This is a genomic window from Micromonospora sp. SL1-18, assembly GCF_047921505.1.
Lineage (GTDB): Bacteria > Actinomycetota > Actinomycetes > Mycobacteriales > Micromonosporaceae > Micromonospora.
In genome coordinates this window covers 1-16,353 of sequence record NZ_JBLROA010000039.1, presented here as the reverse complement: position 1 = coordinate 16,353, position 16,353 = coordinate 1, and the positions used below count along the sequence as shown (strand labels likewise).

Sequence of the window (16,353 nt, the reverse complement as noted above, 5' to 3'; positions counted from 1 at the left end):
GGGGCCGTTAGTGTGGAGTCATGGCCACCAGCAAGGACCTTCCCGACGTCGGCGGGTTCATTCGCGACCTGCGCCGCAATGCCAAGATCTCGCTGCGCCAGCTCGCCGAGCAGGCCGGCGTCAGCAACCCGTACCTCAGCCAGATCGAGCGCGGCCTGCGCAAGCCGAGCGCCGAGGTGCTTCAGCAGCTCGCCAGCGCGCTGCGGGTCTCCACTCCGGCGATGTACCTGCGGGCCGGGCTGCTGGACGCCAAGGAGGGGCAGGGCGTGCTCGCGGCGATCGCCGTCGACCCCGAGCTGACCATGGCCCAGAAGCAGTCGCTCACCCAGATCTACGAGACGTTCCGCCGGGAGAACGCCCGGCTCGCCGAGGCGACCGCCGCGGCGCAGGCGGCCACCGAGCCGGCCGGGAGTACGACCGGGCAGGCGGCCACCGAGCCGACTCCGAGGCCCGGCGCGCCGGGCGAGGCACCGCAGGCCCCGGCCACCGTCATGCCGGCCGCGACCGGCCCCACGACGCCGGGCGGCAGCCCGACCGAGGCGGTCCTCGAGTCGGTCGCCGTCACCGAGGCGGGGGCGACTCCTGCCCCGACCACCGCCGTCCAAGACGAGGAGGCCGCCCGCGAGGCGGTCCGGAAGGCCGCGGGTGCGGCCGAGGAGGAGCAGTCATGACCCAGCCGAAGACCAACCGCGTTCCGGCCCCGTTCTACGCCGCCGCCGGTGCCGGCGAACTCGCCCTGCGGCAGCTGCGCAAGCTCCCCGCCGTGGTCGGTGCACTGGGCACCCGGGTCGTCGCCGACCTCGGCGGCAAGGCCGTGCTCACCGGCGTCGAGCTGCGCCATAAGGCGACCGAGACGCTGAAGACCGCCAACCTGACCGCGACCGGCCTGCGGGAGCGGGCCTCCGCCGCCGACTTCGACCTGGACAAGCTCCGCGAGGCGGCCGCCCTGGACAAGCTCCGCGAGGCGGCCACCCTGGACAAGTTCCGCGCGGCCGCCGGCCGTAATGCCGCCGCCATGCTGGCCGGCGCGCAGTCCGCCCAGGAGCGTGCTCTAACCGGCGCCCAGGCCGCGCAGGCCCGGGCCGAGCGCGCCGTGGTCGACGCCCAGGAGCGTGCCCTGGCCGCGTACGCCGAGCTGGTGGCCCGGGGTGAGCGGGTCGTCGGCGCCGGCGTACTGCAGGCCGCCGACACGGTGAACGCCGACATCGAGGCGACCGAGGCCGACCACACGCCGGTCGCGGGGGCCGCCCAGCCGGTTGCGGAGGCCGCGCTGCCGGCCGAGGTGCCCAGCCCGGCCGAGGTGGCCGAGGTGGTCGAGGCGGTCGAGGTGGTCGAGGTCGAGGCCAAGCCCGCCGCGGTGAAGCGGACCCGGGCCACCAAGGCCACCACCACCAAGGCCGCCACCACCAAGGCCGCCAGCACCAAGGCCGCCAGCGCGAAGGCCGCCAGCGCGAAGCCGGCGACCCCGTCGGCGAAGCTGCCGAAGACCACCAAGCGGACCCGCCCGGCTGCCGAGTAGGTCGAGCCTGGACCGAGGCCCCGGACGGCGTCCCTTCGGACGTTTCCGGGATCTCGGCATAAGCTTGCCGACATGGCCTACGCCGCGCCGATCTTCGTGTTCGAAGTCCGCATCGTGATCGAGCTGATCCTGCTCGTCTTCGCCCTGGTGATCGAGGGAGTGGCGCTGGTGCACGCGATCACCCAGCGCTCCGACGGGTTCCCCGCGATCGGCACCCTGCCCAAGGGCGGCTGGATCGCCATCCTGGCGATCTGCATGTTGTTCACCCTGCCGTTCTTCGGCATCGGCGGCAGCGCGCTGAGCATCTTCGGTCTGGTCGGCATCGCGGCGGCACTGGTCTACCTGCTGGACGTCCGGGTCGGGCTGCGCGACCTGCACGACGGCCGAGGCTCCTGGTGAGAGGTTTCCGCTGGCCCCCGCCGCCGGACGGTGGTCCGCGCACCTGGGGGCCGGGCCCCGGCGCGCCCCGCACCGGCCGGCCCGCGCTGCCCGAGCCGGAGACCGAGCTGGTCACCACCCCGCATGGCGTACGGCTGGAGCGGCTGGTCACCGGCACCGGTGACCCGGTGACGGTGTTCGCCCACGGGCTCGGTAACGGCATCGCCACCACCCGGCCGTTCGGCAGCGCGGTCACCGGTCGCAAGATCTTCTTCCAGTTCCGCGGGCACGGCCGCTCCGACTCGCCGCCCGGGCCGTGGAGCTATCTGGACCTGGCCCGCGACCTGCGGGCGATCGCCGACCTCGGCGGTGCCACCCGGGCCTTCGGGGCGAGCCTCGGCGCCGGGGCGCTGTGCCGGCTGCTCGCCGAGAGCCCGGAGCGCTTCGAGAAGCTTGTCTTCTTCCTTCCCGCCGTGCTGGACACCCCGCGCGGCGAGGTGGCCCGGGCCCGGCTGACCGAGCTGCTCGACGCGGTGGCGGACGGGGACGCCTCCGCCCTGGCCGACGCCGTGTCGCTGGAGCTGCCGCCGGCCGTACGCAACACCCCGGCCGGGTGGGCGTACCTGCGGCAGCGGCTGGACCAGTTGCTGCGGGACGGGCTCGCGCCGGGGCTGGCCAGCCTGCCCGAGCAGGCCCCGCTGCGGACCGCCGGCTCGCTGGCCGCGGTCACCGCGCCGGCGCTGGTGATCGGCTGCGCCGGTGACGACCTGCACCCGGTGGCGGTCGCCGAGCAGTTGGCCGCCGCGCTCCCGCACGCCGCGCTGCACGTGTACGACCGGCCGGGCGTGCTCTGGACGGAACGCGCCGACCTGCGGGAGCGGATCTCCACGTTCCTGAACGGGTAACGTCCCCTGTCATGGGCGTCACACATCACGGCCGTACGCATCGCCTCGACCTCGCCGACCCCACCCTGCGGGAGTGGGCGTGCACGGTGCTGGCGGCCGATCCCGAGCAGGGCATCGTGCTGGACCGGTCGGCCTTCTACCCGGGCGGCGGTGGCCAGCCGCCGGACCACGGGGTGCTGCTCTGGCAGGGGGTGCAGACCCGCATCGTGGGCACCCGCAAGGGCGACGACCTCTGGCTGATCCCGGCCGAGAACGACCCGCTGCCGCCGGTCGGCACCGCCGTCACCGGCGCGGTCGAGGACGCCCGCCGGACCATGCTGATGCGGACCCACTCCGGCCTCCACGTGCTCTGCGGGGTGGTGTTCCGCGACTTCGGCGCGCTGGTGACCGGGGGCAACATGGAACCCGGCGAGGCCCGGATGGACTTCAACCTTCCCGAGGTGCCGCCGGACTTCAAGTCCCGGATCGAGGAACTGGTCAACGCCGAGGTGGCCGTCGACCGCTCGGTGGCCGTCCGGGTCCTGCCCCGGGCGGAGGCGCTGGCCCTGCCGGACATCATCCGTACCCAGTCCAACCTGATCCCGCCGGACGAGCAGGAGGTCCGGATCGTCGACATCGTCGGGCTGGACGTGCAGGCCGACGGGGGTACCCACGTCGCCTCCACCGCCCAGATCGGCAAGATCCAGGTGGTCAAGGTGGAGAGCAAGGGCCGGGCCAACCGCCGCGTCCGCGTCCGCCTGGCGGACTAGGCGGCAGACGTGCCCGGCGGGCTGAGCTCGACCGGGCGCCGGGCTCAGTCCCGGTACCACGCCGGCGGCAGGTGGGCGGCGCGGACGTCGATCAGCCAGCGCTCCACGGACTCCTCGTCGGGCTGGTCCGGCAGCGGGGTACGGATCCGGTCGAAGGCCCGCTCGGCGTCGGCGACCAATGCCTCTGCCTCATTCAGCGCGCCGCCCGCAACCCGCTCGCCGAAGGCCCGGAACCACTCCGGATCGGCCAGCCGGATCTCCAGCACCCCGGTCGCGTAGAGCAACCGGCCCTGATGCAGCAGCCGGGCCAGGTGCCGTGCGTGCTTGGCCGAGCGCCTCCGGCCGCCGACGCTGGAATCCCGGGTGGTCAGCTTCCGGAACTGCCGGGTGGCGTACCCGAGGTAGGCGTCCCGGACCCGGGGCGCGCTGAGGAACGCCGACCGGGTGGCGATCAGCCGCTCCCCGAACTCCGTCCGGGTCTCGTAGCAGTCGTCCGGCAGCCACATCAGCTCGGTGGCGGTCGGGTTGCCGCTCAGCGCGAGGCGGCAGTATTTCCCGGCCTCGTGGAAAGTCACGTCCGGGTCGGTGGTGACCACCGACTCCCGCGGCGGGTGCAGGCCGTGGAAGGCGATCGTCTGCGCGGCGAACACGCCGATCCGGTCCACGTCCGAGCCGGGGCCGGCCAGCCCGTACGCGACCGAGCCGACGATCCCGGAGAGCAGCAGGTGCATGCGGCCATGATGGCGGATCCCGATCGGCCGGAAAACCGGACTTCCGCTGTCAGGTATCGCTGCCATCGTCGTCCGTATGACGCAACCGCTGACAGGGAAGATCGCGCTCGTCGCCGGGGCGACCCGGGGCGCCGGCCGGCAGATCGCCGTCCAGCTCGGTGCCGCCGGGGCCACCGTCTACGCCACCGGCCGAACCACCCGCGAGCGCCGGTCCGAGATGGACCGGCCGGAGACCATCGAGGAGACCGCCGAGCTGGTCACCGCGGCCGGCGGTACGGGCATCGCCGTGCCGGTCGACCACCTCGACCCGGACCAGGTACGCCGCCTGGTCGAGCGGATCGACGCCGAGCAGGGGCGGCTGGACGTGCTGGTGAACGACATCTGGGGCGCCGACCCGCTGGTCACCTGGGAGAAGCCGGTCTGGCAGCAACCCCTCGACGCCGGCTTCCGTACCCTCCGGCTGGCCGTGGACACGCATATCATCACCAGCCACTTCGCCCTGCCGCTGCTGATCCGGAACCCGGGCGGCCTGGTCGTGGAGGTCGGCGACGGCACCAAGGATTACAACGACACGACGTACCGGCTCTCGGTCTTCTACGACCTGGCCAAGGTGTCGGTGAACCGGCTCGGCTTCAGCCAGGCGCACGAGCTGGAGCCGCACGGTTGCACGGCGGTGGCGCTCACCCCCGGCTGGCTGCGGTCCGAGGCGATGCTGGAGCACTTCGGCGTCACCGAGGCCAACTGGCGGGACGGCGCGGCGAAGGAGCCGCACTTCGTCATGTCGGAGACGCCGGCCTTCGTCGGGCGCGCGGTGGCCGCCCTGGCCGCCGACCCGGACCGGGCCCGCTGGAACGGCCAGTCCCTCGACGCCGGCGGGCTCGCCCAGGTGTACGGCTTCACCGACCTCGACGGCACCCGCCCGCACTTCCTGCGTTACGAGAAGGAGGTGATCAGGCCGGGCAAGCCGGCGGACGACACCGGCTACCGCTGACCCGCCGGCCCGGCGGTGTCGGGTCCGTCTGGCGCCACCGCAGGCCGCCCGGCGTAGAGGGCGGCCGAGCGGCGGGCCGCCTCGACGAAGCGGGCCCGCAGCTCCGGAGGGTCGAGCACCTCCACCTCCGGACCCAGCCGGAGCAGCACGTCGTACGCCACCGGCACGGACTCGACGGGCAGGCGGGTGACCACCCACCCCTGCCCGTCGGGTTCGCCGGCCCCGGCCACCGCCTGCTCGTACGCGAAGGGGGTCTCCGCCGCGTGCCGGAGGGCGCGCAGGCCGGCGGGGCTGAGCCGGATGGTGACCTCGGCCCGCAGCATCTCCCGCAGGAACGCCTCGGCCTGCTGGCGCCAGTACGCGCCCAGGTCGAAGCCCTCGTCCCGGTCGAAGACCTCCTCGCCCACCTCGACGCCGACCACCCGGTCCACCCGGTAGGTGCGGTACCCGTCGCCGACCCGGCCGACCAGATACCAGACACCCCTCTTCAACACCAGCCCGTACGGCTGGACCGTGCGGGTCACCTCCCGCTCGCCCCGCCGGTAGCGCAGCTCGATCATCCGGTCCCGCCAGACCGCGCGGGCCAGCTCGGCCAGCCACGGTGGCGGGGCGGACTCGCCGAACCAGCCCGGCACGTCGAGGTGAAACCGCTGCCCGGTCCGGGCCGGCGCGTCCCGCAGGCTCGGCGGGAGCGCGGCGAGCACCTTCAGCTCGGCGGCGGCCACCGCGTCGGCGAGTCCCATGTCGCCGGCCGGTCCGGGCAGCCCGGCCAGGAAGAGCGCCTCCGCCTCGTCCCGGGTCAGCCCGGTCAGCCGGGTCCGGTAGCCGCCGAGCAGGCGGTAGCCGCCGGCCCGGCCCCGGTCGGCGTACACCGGCACCCCGGCGGCGGAGAGCGCCAACACATCCCGGTAGACGGTCCGCTCGGAGACCTCCAGCTCGCGGGCCAGCTCGGCCGCGGTCATCGTGCCCCGCGACTGGAGCAGCAACACCACCGAGATCAACCGGGACGCCCGCACCCGTCCATCCTGCCCCGGGCCCGGTCACCGCCCGCCGGGGGTGAGCAGGCCCCGGTCGTACGCGGCGGCGACCGCGGCCGCCCGGTCGTTCACGCCGAGCTTGGCGTAGACGTGCAGCAGATGGGTCTTGACCGTGGCCTCGCTGATGAACAGCCGAGCGGCCGCCTCCCGGTTGGACGCCCCCCGCGCCACCAGGGTCAGCACCTCCAGCTCCCGCTGGCTCAGCGGCTCCTCGGCGGGGGCGCGCAGCCGCCCCATCAGCCGGCCGGCGACGCTGGGCGAGAGCACGGCCTCACCTCGGGCGGCTGCCCGCACCGCCCGGACCAGCTCCTCCCGGGGCGCGTCCTTGAGCAGGTAGCCGGTGGCGCCGGCCTCGATCGCCGGCAACACGTCCGCGTCCGTGTCGTACGTGGTCAGCACCAGCACCCGGGAGGTGCTGCCGGAGCGGGCCAGCCGGCCGATCGCGGTCACCCCGTCCATGCCGGGCATCCGCAGGTCCATCAGCACCACGTCCGGGTGCAGCGTCGCGGCCTGGGCCAGTGCCTCGGCCCCGTCCGCGGCCTCGCCGACCACCTCGAACCCGGGGTCGCCGGTGAACATGCCGCGCAGCCCGTCCCGGACCACCGGGTGGTCGTCGACGATCAGCAACCGGACCGGGGTGCTCAACCGGCACCGCCGTAGAGCGCGGGAACGGTCGCTGACAGGGCGGTGCCGCCGCCCGGTTCGGACTCTACGGCCACCTTGCCGCCGACCCGGGCCATCCGCTGCCGCATCGCGGTCAGCCCGTACCCTCCGTCCGGCCGCCGCGGCGTCCCGGACTGCTCGACGACGTCGAAGCCCACCCCGTCGTCGCGTACGTCGAGGGTGACCACGTCCGCCATGTACGACAGGGTCAGTCCGACCCGGGCCGCTCCGGCGTGCCGGGCCACGTTGGCCAGCGCCTCCTGGGCCGCGCGCAGCAGGGTCACCTCGATCTCCGGGTGCAGCGGGCGCGGGTCGCCCGTGGTGCTCATCTCACCCCGTACGCCGTTGATCGTCGACCACCGTTCGGTCAGCTCGGCGAGCGCGTCGGGCAGCCGGGCCGTCTCCAGCGGCTCTGGGCGTAGCGCCCGCACCGAGCGCCGGGCCTCGGTGAGGCTCCCCCGGGCCAGGGCGAGCGCGTTGTCCACGTGCCGTCGCCAGTCGGCCGACCGGTCCCGGCTCTGCTCGGCCGCCTCCAGTTGGGTGATGATGCCGGTCAGCCCCTGGGCGAGCGTGTCGTGGATCTCCCGAGCCATCCGCTGCCGCTCGTCCAGCGTCCCGGCCTCCCGGGCCTGGGTGAGCAGTTGGGCGTGCAGGCCCTTGTTCTCCCGCGCCGTCTCGGCCAGCCGGCGGTTGGCCTCGGCGAGTGCCGCGATGAGCTGTTTGCGGTTGGCGGTCTGCCGTTCGCTGAACCAGCCCACCCCGCTGGCCAGGCCCGTGTTGAACAGCACCAGCACGGACCAGAGCAGCCAGTGCGCCGGCGAGGAGGGCGGGCCACCGCCCTGCGCGGTGGCGACCAGCAGGGCGGTGGCGGCCACCCCGACGAGCCGCCACCCGCCGTGCAGCACGAGGAACGCGTGCAGGAAACCGACCCAGGCGAAGAAGGCGTACCACGGGCTGGCGAGCACCAGCACGGCGGCGAATGCGAGCAGCCCGACGTAGTAGACCGCCATCAACGGCCGGCGGCGTATCCAGCCGGGGTGCAGATTGATGAACCAGGCGACCCAGAAGCCGGCGGCGGCGGTGACGGCCAGGGTGGGCGCGATGGGAGGGGCGCCGGGTGCCGGCGCGAACGTGGCCAGCAACGTCCCGACGGCCAGCCCGAAGTACGGCAGCACCCGGTGGAGGGTCACCTCGCGGGCCTCCCAGGCGGACAGTCGGTCGACCTGCTCGGAGATGCTGCTCATCGGTGTCGGCTTACTCCCAACGGAACAGTCTGGCTGCCACGGTACCCGCGACGACGGCGACCACCACCATCGCCAGCAGGTGCAGCGGCTGCGGCGCGGTGCCGGTCCAGGCATCGAGCAGCGCCTGCACGCCGGGTGGCGTGTAGTCCCCGACCCGGACCAGGAAGTCCGGCAGCAGGAACCGGGGCAGATAGACCCCGCCGAAGAACATGGTCAGCAGGAAGATCGGTACGGCCACGGCCTGCGCCGCTTTGGTCGTCCGGGCGACCGCCGCCACCAGCAGCCCCAGCGCGAGCAGCGCCGCCGTGCCCAGGAGGAGAGCCGCCGCGAAGCCGAACGGGTGCCGGGGGAGTGCCACCCCGAACGCGAGCCGGGCGACCAGGACGAGCAGCACCGCGCTGGCCAGGATCGCGCTGAGGGTGATGACAAGTTGGGCGGCGAGCAGCGCCGCCGGGCTGGCCGGGGTGGTGGCCAGCCGCCGCAGCACCCCGCGCTCCCGGTAGGTGGCCAGCACCGTGGGCAGGGCGTTCATCCCCGCCATCGCCAGCGTGATCACCAGCAGCGACGGGGCGAAGTAGGCGACGAAGGACTGCCCGTCGAAGTGCGGGTCCGGCTTCCGCAGCGCGGGAATCAGCCCGAGCACCACCAGGATCAGGGTCGGCAGCCCGATGGTGGACAGCAGGGTCGGCAGGTCCCGCAGGTACAGCCTCGCCTCGATCTTGAGGATCTGCCCGAAGGCGTGCATCCGTCTTCCTCCCTCAGTCGGCGGGCCGGTGCCCGGTCAGCTCGACGAAGGCGTCGTCGAGGGTGGACTGCTCCAGTCGCAGGTCGGCGGCGACGATCTGGTTGCGGGCGAGCACCGCGGTGACCGCGAGCAGCACCTCGCCGGTGCCGGTCACCACCACCTGGTTGCCAGTGCGGGTCACCGCCGTCACCTCGGGCAGGTCGGTGAAGAGCCGGTCGTCCACCGGCGCGGAGGGCCGGAACCGGATCCGCTGCGTGGGTGCCACCCGTGAGACCAGGCCGGCCGGGGTGTCCAGGGCCACGATACGACCCTGGTCGATCACCGCCAGCCGGTCGCAGAGCCGTTCGGCCTCCTCCATGAAGTGGGTGACCAGGACAATCGTCACCCCGCGATCCCGGATTCGTTCGATGAGCCCCCACGCGTCCCGGCGGGCCTGCGGGTCGAGCCCGGTGGTGAGCTCGTCCAGGACGGCGATCTCCGGGTTGCCGACCAGCGCCAGCGCGATCGACAGTCGCTGCTTCTGGCCGCCGGAGAGCTTCTTGTACGGGGTGTTCCGCTTGTCGCCGAGACCCAGCTCGTCGAGCAGCCGGGCCGGGTCGGCCGGCTCCCGGTAGAACGAGGCGTAGAGCTCCAGCGCCTCGGCCACCCGGAGCCGGTCCGGCAGTTGGCTCTCCTGCAACTGCACGCCGAGCCGCTGCCGCAGCAGGGCCGCGTCCCGGCGGGGGTCGAGCCCGAGGACCGACACCCCGCCCCCGTCAGGGACGCGCAGCCCGGCCAGGCACTCCACCGTGGTGGTCTTGCCGGCGCCGTTCGGGCCGAGCACGCCGAAGATCTCCCCCGCCTCCACCGTGAACGACACGTCGTCCACGGCCACCAGATCGCCGTACCGCTTGTGCAGGTTCGTCACCTCGATGACCGGCATCGCGCCGCCCTTCGCTGTCGCGTTCGTACCTGTCCAGGTTCGCGGCGGCGGCCCGGCGGGACATCGACCGGCCGGAGATGATCGGGACCGGCGTGGGCTGACCCGGCGATCCACCAACCGGTTGATGTGCCCGAGGTGACTACGCTGATTGGTCGTGGACGTGACCAACATCGCGCGTCCGGTGACCGGGGCGGTCGGCCGATTCCTCTCCGGCGTCGGGCTGCTGCTGCGCGGCATCGGTCTGTACGTGCGCAGCCCTGGCCTGATGCTGCTCGGCGTCGTGCCGGCGCTGATCTCCGGCGCCCTCTTCGTCGCCGCCTTCGCCGCCCTGGTGTACTTCGTGGACGACCTTGCCGCGCTGGTCACCCCGTTCGCCGACGACTGGCCGACGACCTGGCGGGGCCTGGTCCGGGCGGTTGCCGGGCTGGCCCTCCTGGGGCTGGGCGGCCTGCTCGGGGTGCTCACCTTCACCGCGGTCACCCTGATCATCGGCGACCCGTTCTACGAGAAGATCTCCGAGCAGGTCGAGGACCGGCTCGGCGGCACCCCCGGCGCCGTGGAGGTGCCGTTCTGGGCCTCGCTGCGGCGGAGCATCATCGACTCGCTACGGCTGGTGGCCGTCTCCGCGCTGGTCGGCGTACCCCTCTTCGCGGCCGGCTTCATCCCGGTGGTCGGGCAGACCGTCGTACCCGTGATCGGCGCGGCGGTGGGCGGCTGGATCCTCGCCCTGGAGCTGGTCGGCGCGCCCTTCTACCGGCGGGGCATGGGCCTGCGGGAGCGCCGGACGCTGCTCAAGGCCGACCGGCCGACTACCCTCGGCTTCGGAGTGGCCGTCTTCGTCTGCTTCCTGATTCCGCTCGGCGCGGTGCTGATCATGCCGGCCGCCGTCGCCGGGGCCACCCTGCTCGCCCGTCGGTCGCTCGGTCAGTCCGTCGAGGAGGTCTGACATGGAGATCACCCTGGTCGAGGGGGACATCACCGGCCAACGCGTCGACGCGATCGTCAACGCCGCCAACTCCTCCCTGCTCGGCGGCGGTGGCGTGGACGGTGCGATCCACCGCAAGGGCGGCCCGGCCATCCTCGAGGAGTGCCGCGCGCTGCGCGCCTCCCGGTACGGCCGCGGCCTACCCACCGGCCAGGCGGTCGCCACCACCGGCGGCAACCTGCCGGCCCGCTGGGTGATCCACACCGTCGGGCCTGTCTTCTCCCCGCGCGAGGACCGGTCGGTGCTGCTGCGTGACTGCTACGCCAGCAGCCTCACGGTCGCCGACGCGCTGGACGCACAGACGGTCGCCTTCCCGCTGATCTCGGCCGGCATCTACGGCTGGCCGGTCGAGGACGCGGTCCGCCAGGCGCTGAGCGTGCTGCACGCGGCCACCCCAAAGCACGTCACCGAGGCCCGCCTGGTCCTTTTCGGCGCGGACACGTACGCGGTCGCCGAGCGGGTCGCCGCCGGGCTCAGGTGAGTTCGCGCAGGCAGGACCACTGGGTGGCCACCGGCCGGTAGCCGAGCCGGGCGTTGACCGCCAGCATCGGCGCGTTCGACTCGTCGTTGGAGGTGTACGCGATCCGCACCCCCGACTCGGCGGCCCGGTGCAGCGCGGCCTGCTTCGCCAGGCGGGCCAGGCCGCGCCCCCGGTGGCCGGGCACCGTGCCGGTGAATCCCGACCACATCCGGTCGCCGTCCCGGATGACCAGGCTGATCGCGGTCAACATGCCGTCCACCTCGGCCACCGTGCTGGCGTCCCGGTCCAGCCCCAGGTTGTCCCAGACCTCGTGGTGCCAGATGTCGTAGCCCATGGCGTCCGTCGGGACGTCGCCCGGTTCGTCCAGCGACGACTCGGCGTCCACCCGGTGGATCCGGCGCGGGTCCACCTCCGCGGCCGGGAGCAGCCGTACGCCCGGCGGGGGCTCGGGCATCGGCGGGGCGGGCCGGAGGTCGAGTGCGGAGTAGCGCGCCTGCCGGCTGGGCGTGAAGCCGTGCCGGCGGGCGAACGGTAGGGACCCGGGCTGGGCCCAGGTGCGCACCCGCCGCGCGCCGAGGGTGCGCAGGTGGTCGAGCGCCGCCTCCAGGAGTGCGGTGCCGACGCCGTGGCCCCGGTGCGCCGGGTGTACGTGCAGGTTGGCGATCTCTCCCACGTCCGGCTCCGAGGTCTGGCTGTTCCGGTACGCCGACACCCAGCCGACCACCCGCCCGTCCGCCTCGGCCACCCAGGCGGCCCAGTCCTCCTCCGGCGGCGGCTCGGCGATCATGCGACGGGTCGATTCGACCCCGCGTACCAGGTACGGGTGGACGACCGTGCGTAGCGCCACGACCCCGGGCGCGTCAGCCGGGCGGGCGGGACGGACCAGACCTGCGGTATCGATCATCGGCTGACCGTAGCGGCGGAATGCCGTACCCGCGACGTGTTAACAGGGGGCCCCTGTACCACGCGAGGCGTTAACAGGGGGCCCCTGCTTACACCTCAGGCGGAGGCGCGGACGACGAGTTCGGTGGGCAGCAGCAGGGCCTGCTCGACCGGCTCGCCCGCGGCGATCCGCAGCAGTTGCCGGGTCATCGCCCGACCCAGTTCCACGATCGGTTGCCGGATCGTGGTCAGCGGCGGCTCGGTGTACGCCGCCGTCTCGATGTCGTCGAACCCGACCACCGCGACGTCCGACGGCACCCGCCGCCCCGCCTCGCGCAGCGTACGCAGGGCGGCGTGCGCCATCAGGTCGGACGCGGCGAACACCGCGTCCAGGTCCGGGTACGTGGCGAGCAGTTGCCGCATCGCCGCGGCACCGGACTCCCGGGTGAAGTCGCCGTACACCACCAGGTCGGGGAGACCGGCCGCGGCGATGGTGTCCCGGTAACCGATGAGCCGCTCGATGCCGGCGACCATGTCCTGCGGGCCGGCGATGGTGGCGATCCGCCGCCGGCCGTTCTCGATCAGGTGCCGTACGGCCCGGGTGACGCCGCCGACGTGGTCGACGTCGACGTAGGGCACCTCGGCACCGTCCAGCGGCCGGCCGCTGCACACCACGGGGATGCCGAGCCGGGCCAGCTCGCCGGGCAGCGGGTCCTCGCCGTGCAGCGAGGCGAACAGCACCCCGTCCACGTGCCGGCCGGTGGTGTACCGCTCGACCCGGTCGTGCCCGGCCGGCGAACCGGCCAGCATCAGCACGAGTTGCTTGTCCGCGGCCTCCAACTCCTGAGCCACCCCGCGGATGATTCCCGGGAACACCTGGTCGTCGGAGAAGACCCGGATCGCCGCCTCCGGCAGCACCAGCGCGATCGAGTCGGTGCGCTGGGTGACCAGGCTGCGGGCGGCGAGGTTCGGGACGTATCCGAGCTCCTCGACCGCCTGGCGGACGGCCCGCTGGATCGCCTCGGCGACCGTGGTGGACCCGTTGACCACCCGGGAGACCGTCGCCCGGGACACGCCCGCTCGCCGGGCCACCGCTTCCAGGGTCGGTCGCTGTGCCGTCGTCATCCGCGTCACCACCACCTCGTCACGGGCCCGCTCCTGGGGATCATCTCCCGCTGTCGATGGGCGCTTCCCGCCGGCCCCGGGCGCAACCCGATCGGCGCCTCGGACCCGTCGGGGGTCAGCCCACCCGCATCCCGTCGAGCAGCTGGCGGTCGCCGGCCACCCCGAGCGTGTCGAAGCTGATCCGGCCCATGAGGGCCAGCAACAGGTCGCTCGCCGTGCCGACGACCTGTGCCCGGGCGTGGTGATCGTCGTGGTCGAGGATGGTCGCGGTGTCCAGCAGGGCCACCCCTTCGCCGCGCAGCCGCAGATACCAGTCCTGCGCGGCGTCGGACGCGGTCAGCTGCACCACCCCGTGCCACTGGCCCGGCTGGATCCGCCGCCCCGCCGGCAGCCAGGTGTCCAACACCTCGCTCACCCCGTCGGCCGCGAGCTTGGCCTCGATCGGCTCACCCGCGCCGATGGCGAGCTGGGCGTCCCAGCGGTGCACCGCGGTCTCGTGCGCCACCCGTCGCGGCCAGAAGCCCGCCTTCTTCGGCCGGGGCGCGAAGTTCCAGGCCGGTGCCTCCGGATCCAGCCCCTCGAAGAGCGCCATGAGCCGGTCGTACTCCTGGCGGTACCACTCGGCGGGGGTGAGGTCCGCGGGCGGTGTCACCTCCTCGCGTACGGGTCTGGTGGTGGTCCCGGCGGTCACCACGGTGCGCGCCCAGATGTAGAACCCGGTCAGGTGGTGGGCGAGGTCGGTGACAGTCCAGCCGGGGCAGGAGAGCACCGGGGTCTCGGGCGGTGCCTCGGCGACCGCGGCGGCGAAGGTCGGGCCCTCCGTCCGCAGCTCACCGATCCAGAAATCCTTCGTGCCGTGCAGTCTGCTCATCGCAATCCTCCCGGGGGCGACCGGGCCACCAGTGGGTGCCGCGGCTACCCTCAGCCTAGGGTGAGAGGCGTGTCAGACGTCTACGCCGAACCGACGACCGGAGCCGCCCTGACCGGTCCGGCCACCCTGGCCCGCTACACCACGCTCCGCCTCGGTGGCCCCGCCGCCCGGTTGGACGCGGCCACCAGCGCCGAGGAAATCGTACAAAAGGTTCAGCAAGCGGAAGCGCGGGACGAGCCGGTCCTGGTCCTGGCTGGTGGTAGCAATGTGGTGATCGGCGACCAGGGCTTCCCCGGCACCGTCGTCCTGATCCGCTCCCGGGGGTTCCGGGTGATCGCCGAGGACGCCGACACGGTCACCGTACGGGTCGAGGCCGGCGAGGCCTGGGACGACCTGGTCGCCGCCACGATCGAGCGGGGCTGGTCGGGGCTGGAGTGCCTTTCCGGTGTCCCGGGCTCGGCCGGCGCCACGCCGATCCAGAACGTCGGCGCGTACGGCCAGGAGGTGGCCGAGACGATCACCGCCGTTCAGGCGTACGACCGCACCCACGGCGAGGTCGTACGGATCGCGGCGGCTGACTGCGGGTTCGCGTACCGGGGCAGCATCTTCAAGTACAGCGACCGCTGGGTGGTGCTCTCGGTCGACTTCCGGCTGACCCGCTCCCCGCTCTCCGGCCCGGTGCGCTACGCCGAGCTGGCCCGCGCGCTCGACGTCGAGGTGGGCGACCGGGTGCCGCTGGCCGACGCCCGGGCCACCGTGCTGCGGCTGCGCGCCGGGAAGGGAATGGTGCTCGACGCGGACGATCCGGACACCTGGTCGGTGGGTTCCTTCTTCACCAACCCGGTGCTGGAGCAGGAGGCGTACGAGCTGCTCCGGGAGCGCGCCGCCGACCTCGGTGAGCCGCCGTCCTGGCCGGGCGCGGGGGGCGTGGCCAAGGTCAGCGCCGCCTGGCTGATCGACAAGGCCGGCTTCGGCAAGGGGCACCCAGGCCCGGAGGGCGTGGCCATCTCCAGCAAGCACACCCTCGCCCTCACCAACCGCGGCGGCACCGCCAGCACGGCGGCGCTGGTGGCGCTGGCCCGGGAGATCCGTGACGGCGTCCACGACCGCTTCGGCGTAACCCTCCACCCTGAACCCGTCCTCATCAACTGCACCATCTGACCCTTTTCCGCCCCCCGCCCCGCCCCCCCTTCCGCGTCGACCATAGAGCCCCGATGCCCGAAATATGGCGATTACCCCTGTTGTCCGGTGCCACAACTCCAAATGATCAGTGGGGGTGGGTGGGTCAGGTGGGGGTTACCGCGGGCCAGGGGACGGTTAGTTCGCCGTGGCGCCAGCGGCGGGGGCGGTGCAGGACGGGCCAGCCGGCGTCCTTCACGGCCGCGACGGTGCGGGTCCAGCGCTCGCGGGGACCGAAGGGGGCGTAGCCGGCGGCGGCCTGCCAGGCGTCGTTCAGGGCGCGGACCAGGTCGTGGATCCGCTCGCCCGGCACGTTGCGGTGGATCAGCGCCTTCGGCAGCCGCTCGGCGAGCTGGGCCGGCCGCTCCAGGGTGGTCAGCTTCGCGGCCAGGGTCAGGGTGCGCGGGCCGGTCGCGTCCAGCAGCACCCAGCTGCCGAGCCGGCCCAGCTCGTCGCAGGTCCCCTCGACCAGCAGCCCGCCCGGAGCCAGCCGCTCGGTAACCGTACGCCAGGCGTCGGCCACCTCGCTCTCGTCGTACTGGCGTAGCACGTTGAACGCCCGGACCAGGGCGGGCCGGAGCCCGGCCAGTTCGAAGCCACCCCGGGCGAAGACCAACCCGGGCGGCGCGGCGGCGGGCTGGGCGGCGGCCACGCGTAGCGGGTCGATCTCCAACCCGACCACCCGGACGTCCGCGCGGACCCCGGCCGCGAGGCGGGCCCGCAGCTCGACAGCGGTCACCGGGGTGGCGCCGTAGCCCAGGTCGACGACCAGCGGGTCGGCGGCGGCGCGCAGCGCGTCGCCGCAGGTCTCGACGATCCAGTTGTCCACCCGCCGGAGCCGGTTGGGATTCGTCGTCCCCCGCGTCACCACGCCCAGCGGCCGGTGCCCCATCAGCGCCACCTCCGTTCGCGACTGGGGACCCGGCTCACTCCTCGCGCTTCACCA

At 73.6% G+C, this 16,353-nt stretch carries 19 protein-coding genes; 9 read left to right on the top strand and 10 right to left on the bottom strand.

Annotated elements, in window-relative coordinates; all coding sequences use genetic code 11:
• Positions 1 to 20 precede the first annotated feature (20 nt).
• From ACNAW0_RS19235 to ACNAW0_RS19215, 5 genes are all read left to right on the top strand, one after another.
• Positions 21 to 671 carry a helix-turn-helix domain-containing protein gene (locus ACNAW0_RS19235; protein ID WP_416289299.1) on the top strand — a complete coding sequence of 217 codons (651 nt, stop codon included), beginning with the start codon at positions 21 to 23 and terminating at the stop codon, positions 669 to 671.
• Complete coding sequence (locus tag ACNAW0_RS19230; RefSeq protein WP_416289298.1) at positions 668 to 1,519, top strand: hypothetical protein; 852 nt, start codon at positions 668 to 670, stop codon at positions 1,517 to 1,519. Before ACNAW0_RS19235 ends, ACNAW0_RS19230 begins: the two co-directional genes overlap by 4 nt.
• A 72-nt stretch (positions 1,520 to 1,591) precedes the next feature.
• Complete coding sequence (locus tag ACNAW0_RS19225) at positions 1,592 to 1,918, top strand: DUF2516 family protein (RefSeq protein WP_416289297.1); 327 nt, start codon at positions 1,592 to 1,594, stop codon at positions 1,916 to 1,918.
• Positions 1,915 to 2,802 carry an alpha/beta fold hydrolase gene (locus ACNAW0_RS19220; protein ID WP_416289296.1) on the top strand — a complete coding sequence of 296 codons (888 nt, stop codon included), beginning with the start codon at positions 1,915 to 1,917 and terminating at the stop codon, positions 2,800 to 2,802. The genes ACNAW0_RS19225 and ACNAW0_RS19220 overlap by 4 nt, the downstream gene beginning before the upstream one ends.
• A gap of 11 nt (positions 2,803 to 2,813) precedes the next feature.
• A complete protein-coding gene (locus ACNAW0_RS19215; protein WP_416289295.1) occupies positions 2,814 to 3,551 on the top strand; it encodes an alanyl-tRNA editing protein in 738 nt (245 codons plus the stop codon).
• Positions 3,552 to 3,595: 44 nt separating this feature from the next.
• Here the strand turns inward: ACNAW0_RS19215 and ACNAW0_RS19210 are convergent, their stop codons facing one another.
• Positions 3,596 to 4,282, bottom strand: coding sequence for a DNA polymerase beta superfamily protein (locus ACNAW0_RS19210; protein WP_416289294.1), 687 nt, complete (start codon positions 4,280 to 4,282; stop codon positions 3,596 to 3,598).
• Positions 4,283 to 4,358: 76 nt separating this feature from the next.
• Here ACNAW0_RS19210 and ACNAW0_RS19205 point away from each other — a divergent pair, with 76 nt between their 5' ends.
• Positions 4,359 to 5,273: an SDR family oxidoreductase gene (locus ACNAW0_RS19205; RefSeq protein WP_416289293.1), complete on the top strand. Its 915-nt coding sequence runs from the start codon at positions 4,359 to 4,361 to the stop codon at positions 5,271 to 5,273.
• Here ACNAW0_RS19205 and ACNAW0_RS19200 read toward each other — a convergent pair.
• Genes ACNAW0_RS19200 through ACNAW0_RS19180 form a run of 5 tightly spaced genes read right to left on the bottom strand, consistent with a single transcriptional unit; the run spans position 5,264 to position 9,884 of the window.
• The gene (locus ACNAW0_RS19200; protein WP_416289292.1) at positions 5,264 to 6,289 is read right to left on the bottom strand and encodes a helix-turn-helix transcriptional regulator; all 1,026 of its coding nucleotides are present in this window, start codon (positions 6,287 to 6,289) and stop codon (positions 5,264 to 5,266) included. The genes ACNAW0_RS19205 and ACNAW0_RS19200 overlap by 10 nt on opposite strands.
• Before the next feature lie 24 nt (positions 6,290 to 6,313).
• The gene (locus ACNAW0_RS19195; RefSeq protein WP_416289291.1) at positions 6,314 to 6,955 is read right to left on the bottom strand and encodes a response regulator; all 642 of its coding nucleotides are present in this window, start codon (positions 6,953 to 6,955) and stop codon (positions 6,314 to 6,316) included.
• Positions 6,952 to 8,217 (bottom strand): sensor histidine kinase, encoded by a 1,266-nt coding sequence (locus ACNAW0_RS19190; RefSeq protein ID WP_416289290.1) that lies wholly within the window; start codon positions 8,215 to 8,217, stop codon positions 6,952 to 6,954. The genes ACNAW0_RS19195 and ACNAW0_RS19190 overlap by 4 nt, the downstream gene beginning before the upstream one ends.
• A 10-nt stretch (positions 8,218 to 8,227) precedes the next feature.
• Positions 8,228 to 8,962: an ABC transporter permease gene (locus ACNAW0_RS19185; RefSeq protein WP_416289289.1), complete on the bottom strand. Its 735-nt coding sequence runs from the start codon at positions 8,960 to 8,962 to the stop codon at positions 8,228 to 8,230.
• Positions 8,963 to 8,975: 13 nt separating this feature from the next.
• Positions 8,976 to 9,884, bottom strand: a complete 909-nt coding sequence (locus ACNAW0_RS19180; protein WP_416289288.1) for an ABC transporter ATP-binding protein — start codon at positions 9,882 to 9,884, stop codon at positions 8,976 to 8,978.
• Positions 9,885 to 10,038: 154 nt separating this feature from the next.
• Here ACNAW0_RS19180 and ACNAW0_RS19175 point away from each other — a divergent pair, with 154 nt between their 5' ends.
• Together ACNAW0_RS19175 and ACNAW0_RS19170 are read left to right on the top strand one after the other, a co-directional pair.
• Positions 10,039 to 10,830, top strand: coding sequence for an EI24 domain-containing protein (locus ACNAW0_RS19175; RefSeq protein ID WP_416289287.1), 792 nt, complete (start codon positions 10,039 to 10,041; stop codon positions 10,828 to 10,830).
• Between the two features lies 1 nt (position 10,831).
• On the top strand, positions 10,832 to 11,350 hold the full coding sequence (locus ACNAW0_RS19170) for an O-acetyl-ADP-ribose deacetylase (protein ID WP_416289286.1): 519 nt from the start codon (positions 10,832 to 10,834) through the stop codon (positions 11,348 to 11,350).
• Here the strand turns inward: ACNAW0_RS19170 and ACNAW0_RS19165 are convergent.
• The 3 genes from ACNAW0_RS19165 to ACNAW0_RS19155 all read right to left on the bottom strand — a co-directional run bounded on the left by ACNAW0_RS19165 (position 11,343) and on the right by ACNAW0_RS19155 (position 14,228).
• Positions 11,343 to 12,254: a GNAT family N-acetyltransferase gene (locus tag ACNAW0_RS19165; protein WP_416289285.1), complete on the bottom strand. Its 912-nt coding sequence runs from the start codon at positions 12,252 to 12,254 to the stop codon at positions 11,343 to 11,345. The genes ACNAW0_RS19170 and ACNAW0_RS19165 overlap by 8 nt on opposite strands.
• A gap of 95 nt (positions 12,255 to 12,349) precedes the next feature.
• A complete protein-coding gene (locus ACNAW0_RS19160) occupies positions 12,350 to 13,357 on the bottom strand; it encodes a LacI family DNA-binding transcriptional regulator (RefSeq protein WP_416289283.1) in 1,008 nt (335 codons plus the stop codon).
• A gap of 115 nt (positions 13,358 to 13,472) precedes the next feature.
• Entirely contained in the window at positions 13,473 to 14,228 is a 756-nt protein-coding gene (locus tag ACNAW0_RS19155) for a maleylpyruvate isomerase family mycothiol-dependent enzyme (protein WP_416289281.1), read from the bottom strand.
• Between the two features lie 69 nt (positions 14,229 to 14,297).
• On the opposite strand from ACNAW0_RS19155, the gene ACNAW0_RS19150 reads away from it, so the two are divergent.
• Positions 14,298 to 15,389: a UDP-N-acetylmuramate dehydrogenase gene (locus ACNAW0_RS19150; RefSeq protein ID WP_416289280.1), complete on the top strand. Its 1,092-nt coding sequence runs from the start codon at positions 14,298 to 14,300 to the stop codon at positions 15,387 to 15,389.
• Between the two features lie 124 nt (positions 15,390 to 15,513).
• Here ACNAW0_RS19150 and ACNAW0_RS19145 read toward each other — a convergent pair whose 3' ends face one another.
• Positions 15,514 to 16,299, bottom strand: coding sequence for a class I SAM-dependent methyltransferase (locus ACNAW0_RS19145; RefSeq protein ID WP_416289279.1), 786 nt, complete (start codon positions 16,297 to 16,299; stop codon positions 15,514 to 15,516).
• Positions 16,300 to 16,353: the final 54 nt, after the last annotated feature.

Coding starts and splice junctions, on each gene's coding strand:
- ACNAW0_RS19235 (WP_416289299.1), top strand. CDS start 21: ATGGCCACCAGCAAGGACCTTCCCGACGTCGGCGGGTTCATTCGCGAC.
- ACNAW0_RS19230 (WP_416289298.1), top strand. CDS start 668: ATGACCCAGCCGAAGACCAACCGCGTTCCGGCCCCGTTCTACGCCGCC.
- ACNAW0_RS19225 (WP_416289297.1), top strand. CDS start 1,592: ATGGCCTACGCCGCGCCGATCTTCGTGTTCGAAGTCCGCATCGTGATC.
- ACNAW0_RS19215 (WP_416289295.1), top strand. CDS start 2,814: ATGGGCGTCACACATCACGGCCGTACGCATCGCCTCGACCTCGCCGAC.
- ACNAW0_RS19210 (WP_416289294.1), bottom strand. CDS start 4,282: ATGCACCTGCTGCTCTCCGGGATCGTCGGCTCGGTCGCGTACGGGCTG.
- ACNAW0_RS19205 (WP_416289293.1), top strand. CDS start 4,359: ATGACGCAACCGCTGACAGGGAAGATCGCGCTCGTCGCCGGGGCGACC.
- ACNAW0_RS19190 (WP_416289290.1), bottom strand. CDS start 8,217: ATGAGCAGCATCTCCGAGCAGGTCGACCGACTGTCCGCCTGGGAGGCC.
- ACNAW0_RS19185 (WP_416289289.1), bottom strand. CDS start 8,962: ATGCACGCCTTCGGGCAGATCCTCAAGATCGAGGCGAGGCTGTACCTG.
- ACNAW0_RS19180 (WP_416289288.1), bottom strand. CDS start 9,884: ATGCCGGTCATCGAGGTGACGAACCTGCACAAGCGGTACGGCGATCTG.
- ACNAW0_RS19170 (WP_416289286.1), top strand. CDS start 10,832: ATGGAGATCACCCTGGTCGAGGGGGACATCACCGGCCAACGCGTCGAC.
- ACNAW0_RS19165 (WP_416289285.1), bottom strand. CDS start 12,254: ATGATCGATACCGCAGGTCTGGTCCGTCCCGCCCGCCCGGCTGACGCG.
- ACNAW0_RS19160 (WP_416289283.1), bottom strand. CDS start 13,357: ATGACGACGGCACAGCGACCGACCCTGGAAGCGGTGGCCCGGCGAGCG.
- ACNAW0_RS19155 (WP_416289281.1), bottom strand. CDS start 14,228: ATGAGCAGACTGCACGGCACGAAGGATTTCTGGATCGGTGAGCTGCGG.
- ACNAW0_RS19145 (WP_416289279.1), bottom strand. CDS start 16,299: ATGGGGCACCGGCCGCTGGGCGTGGTGACGCGGGGGACGACGAATCCC.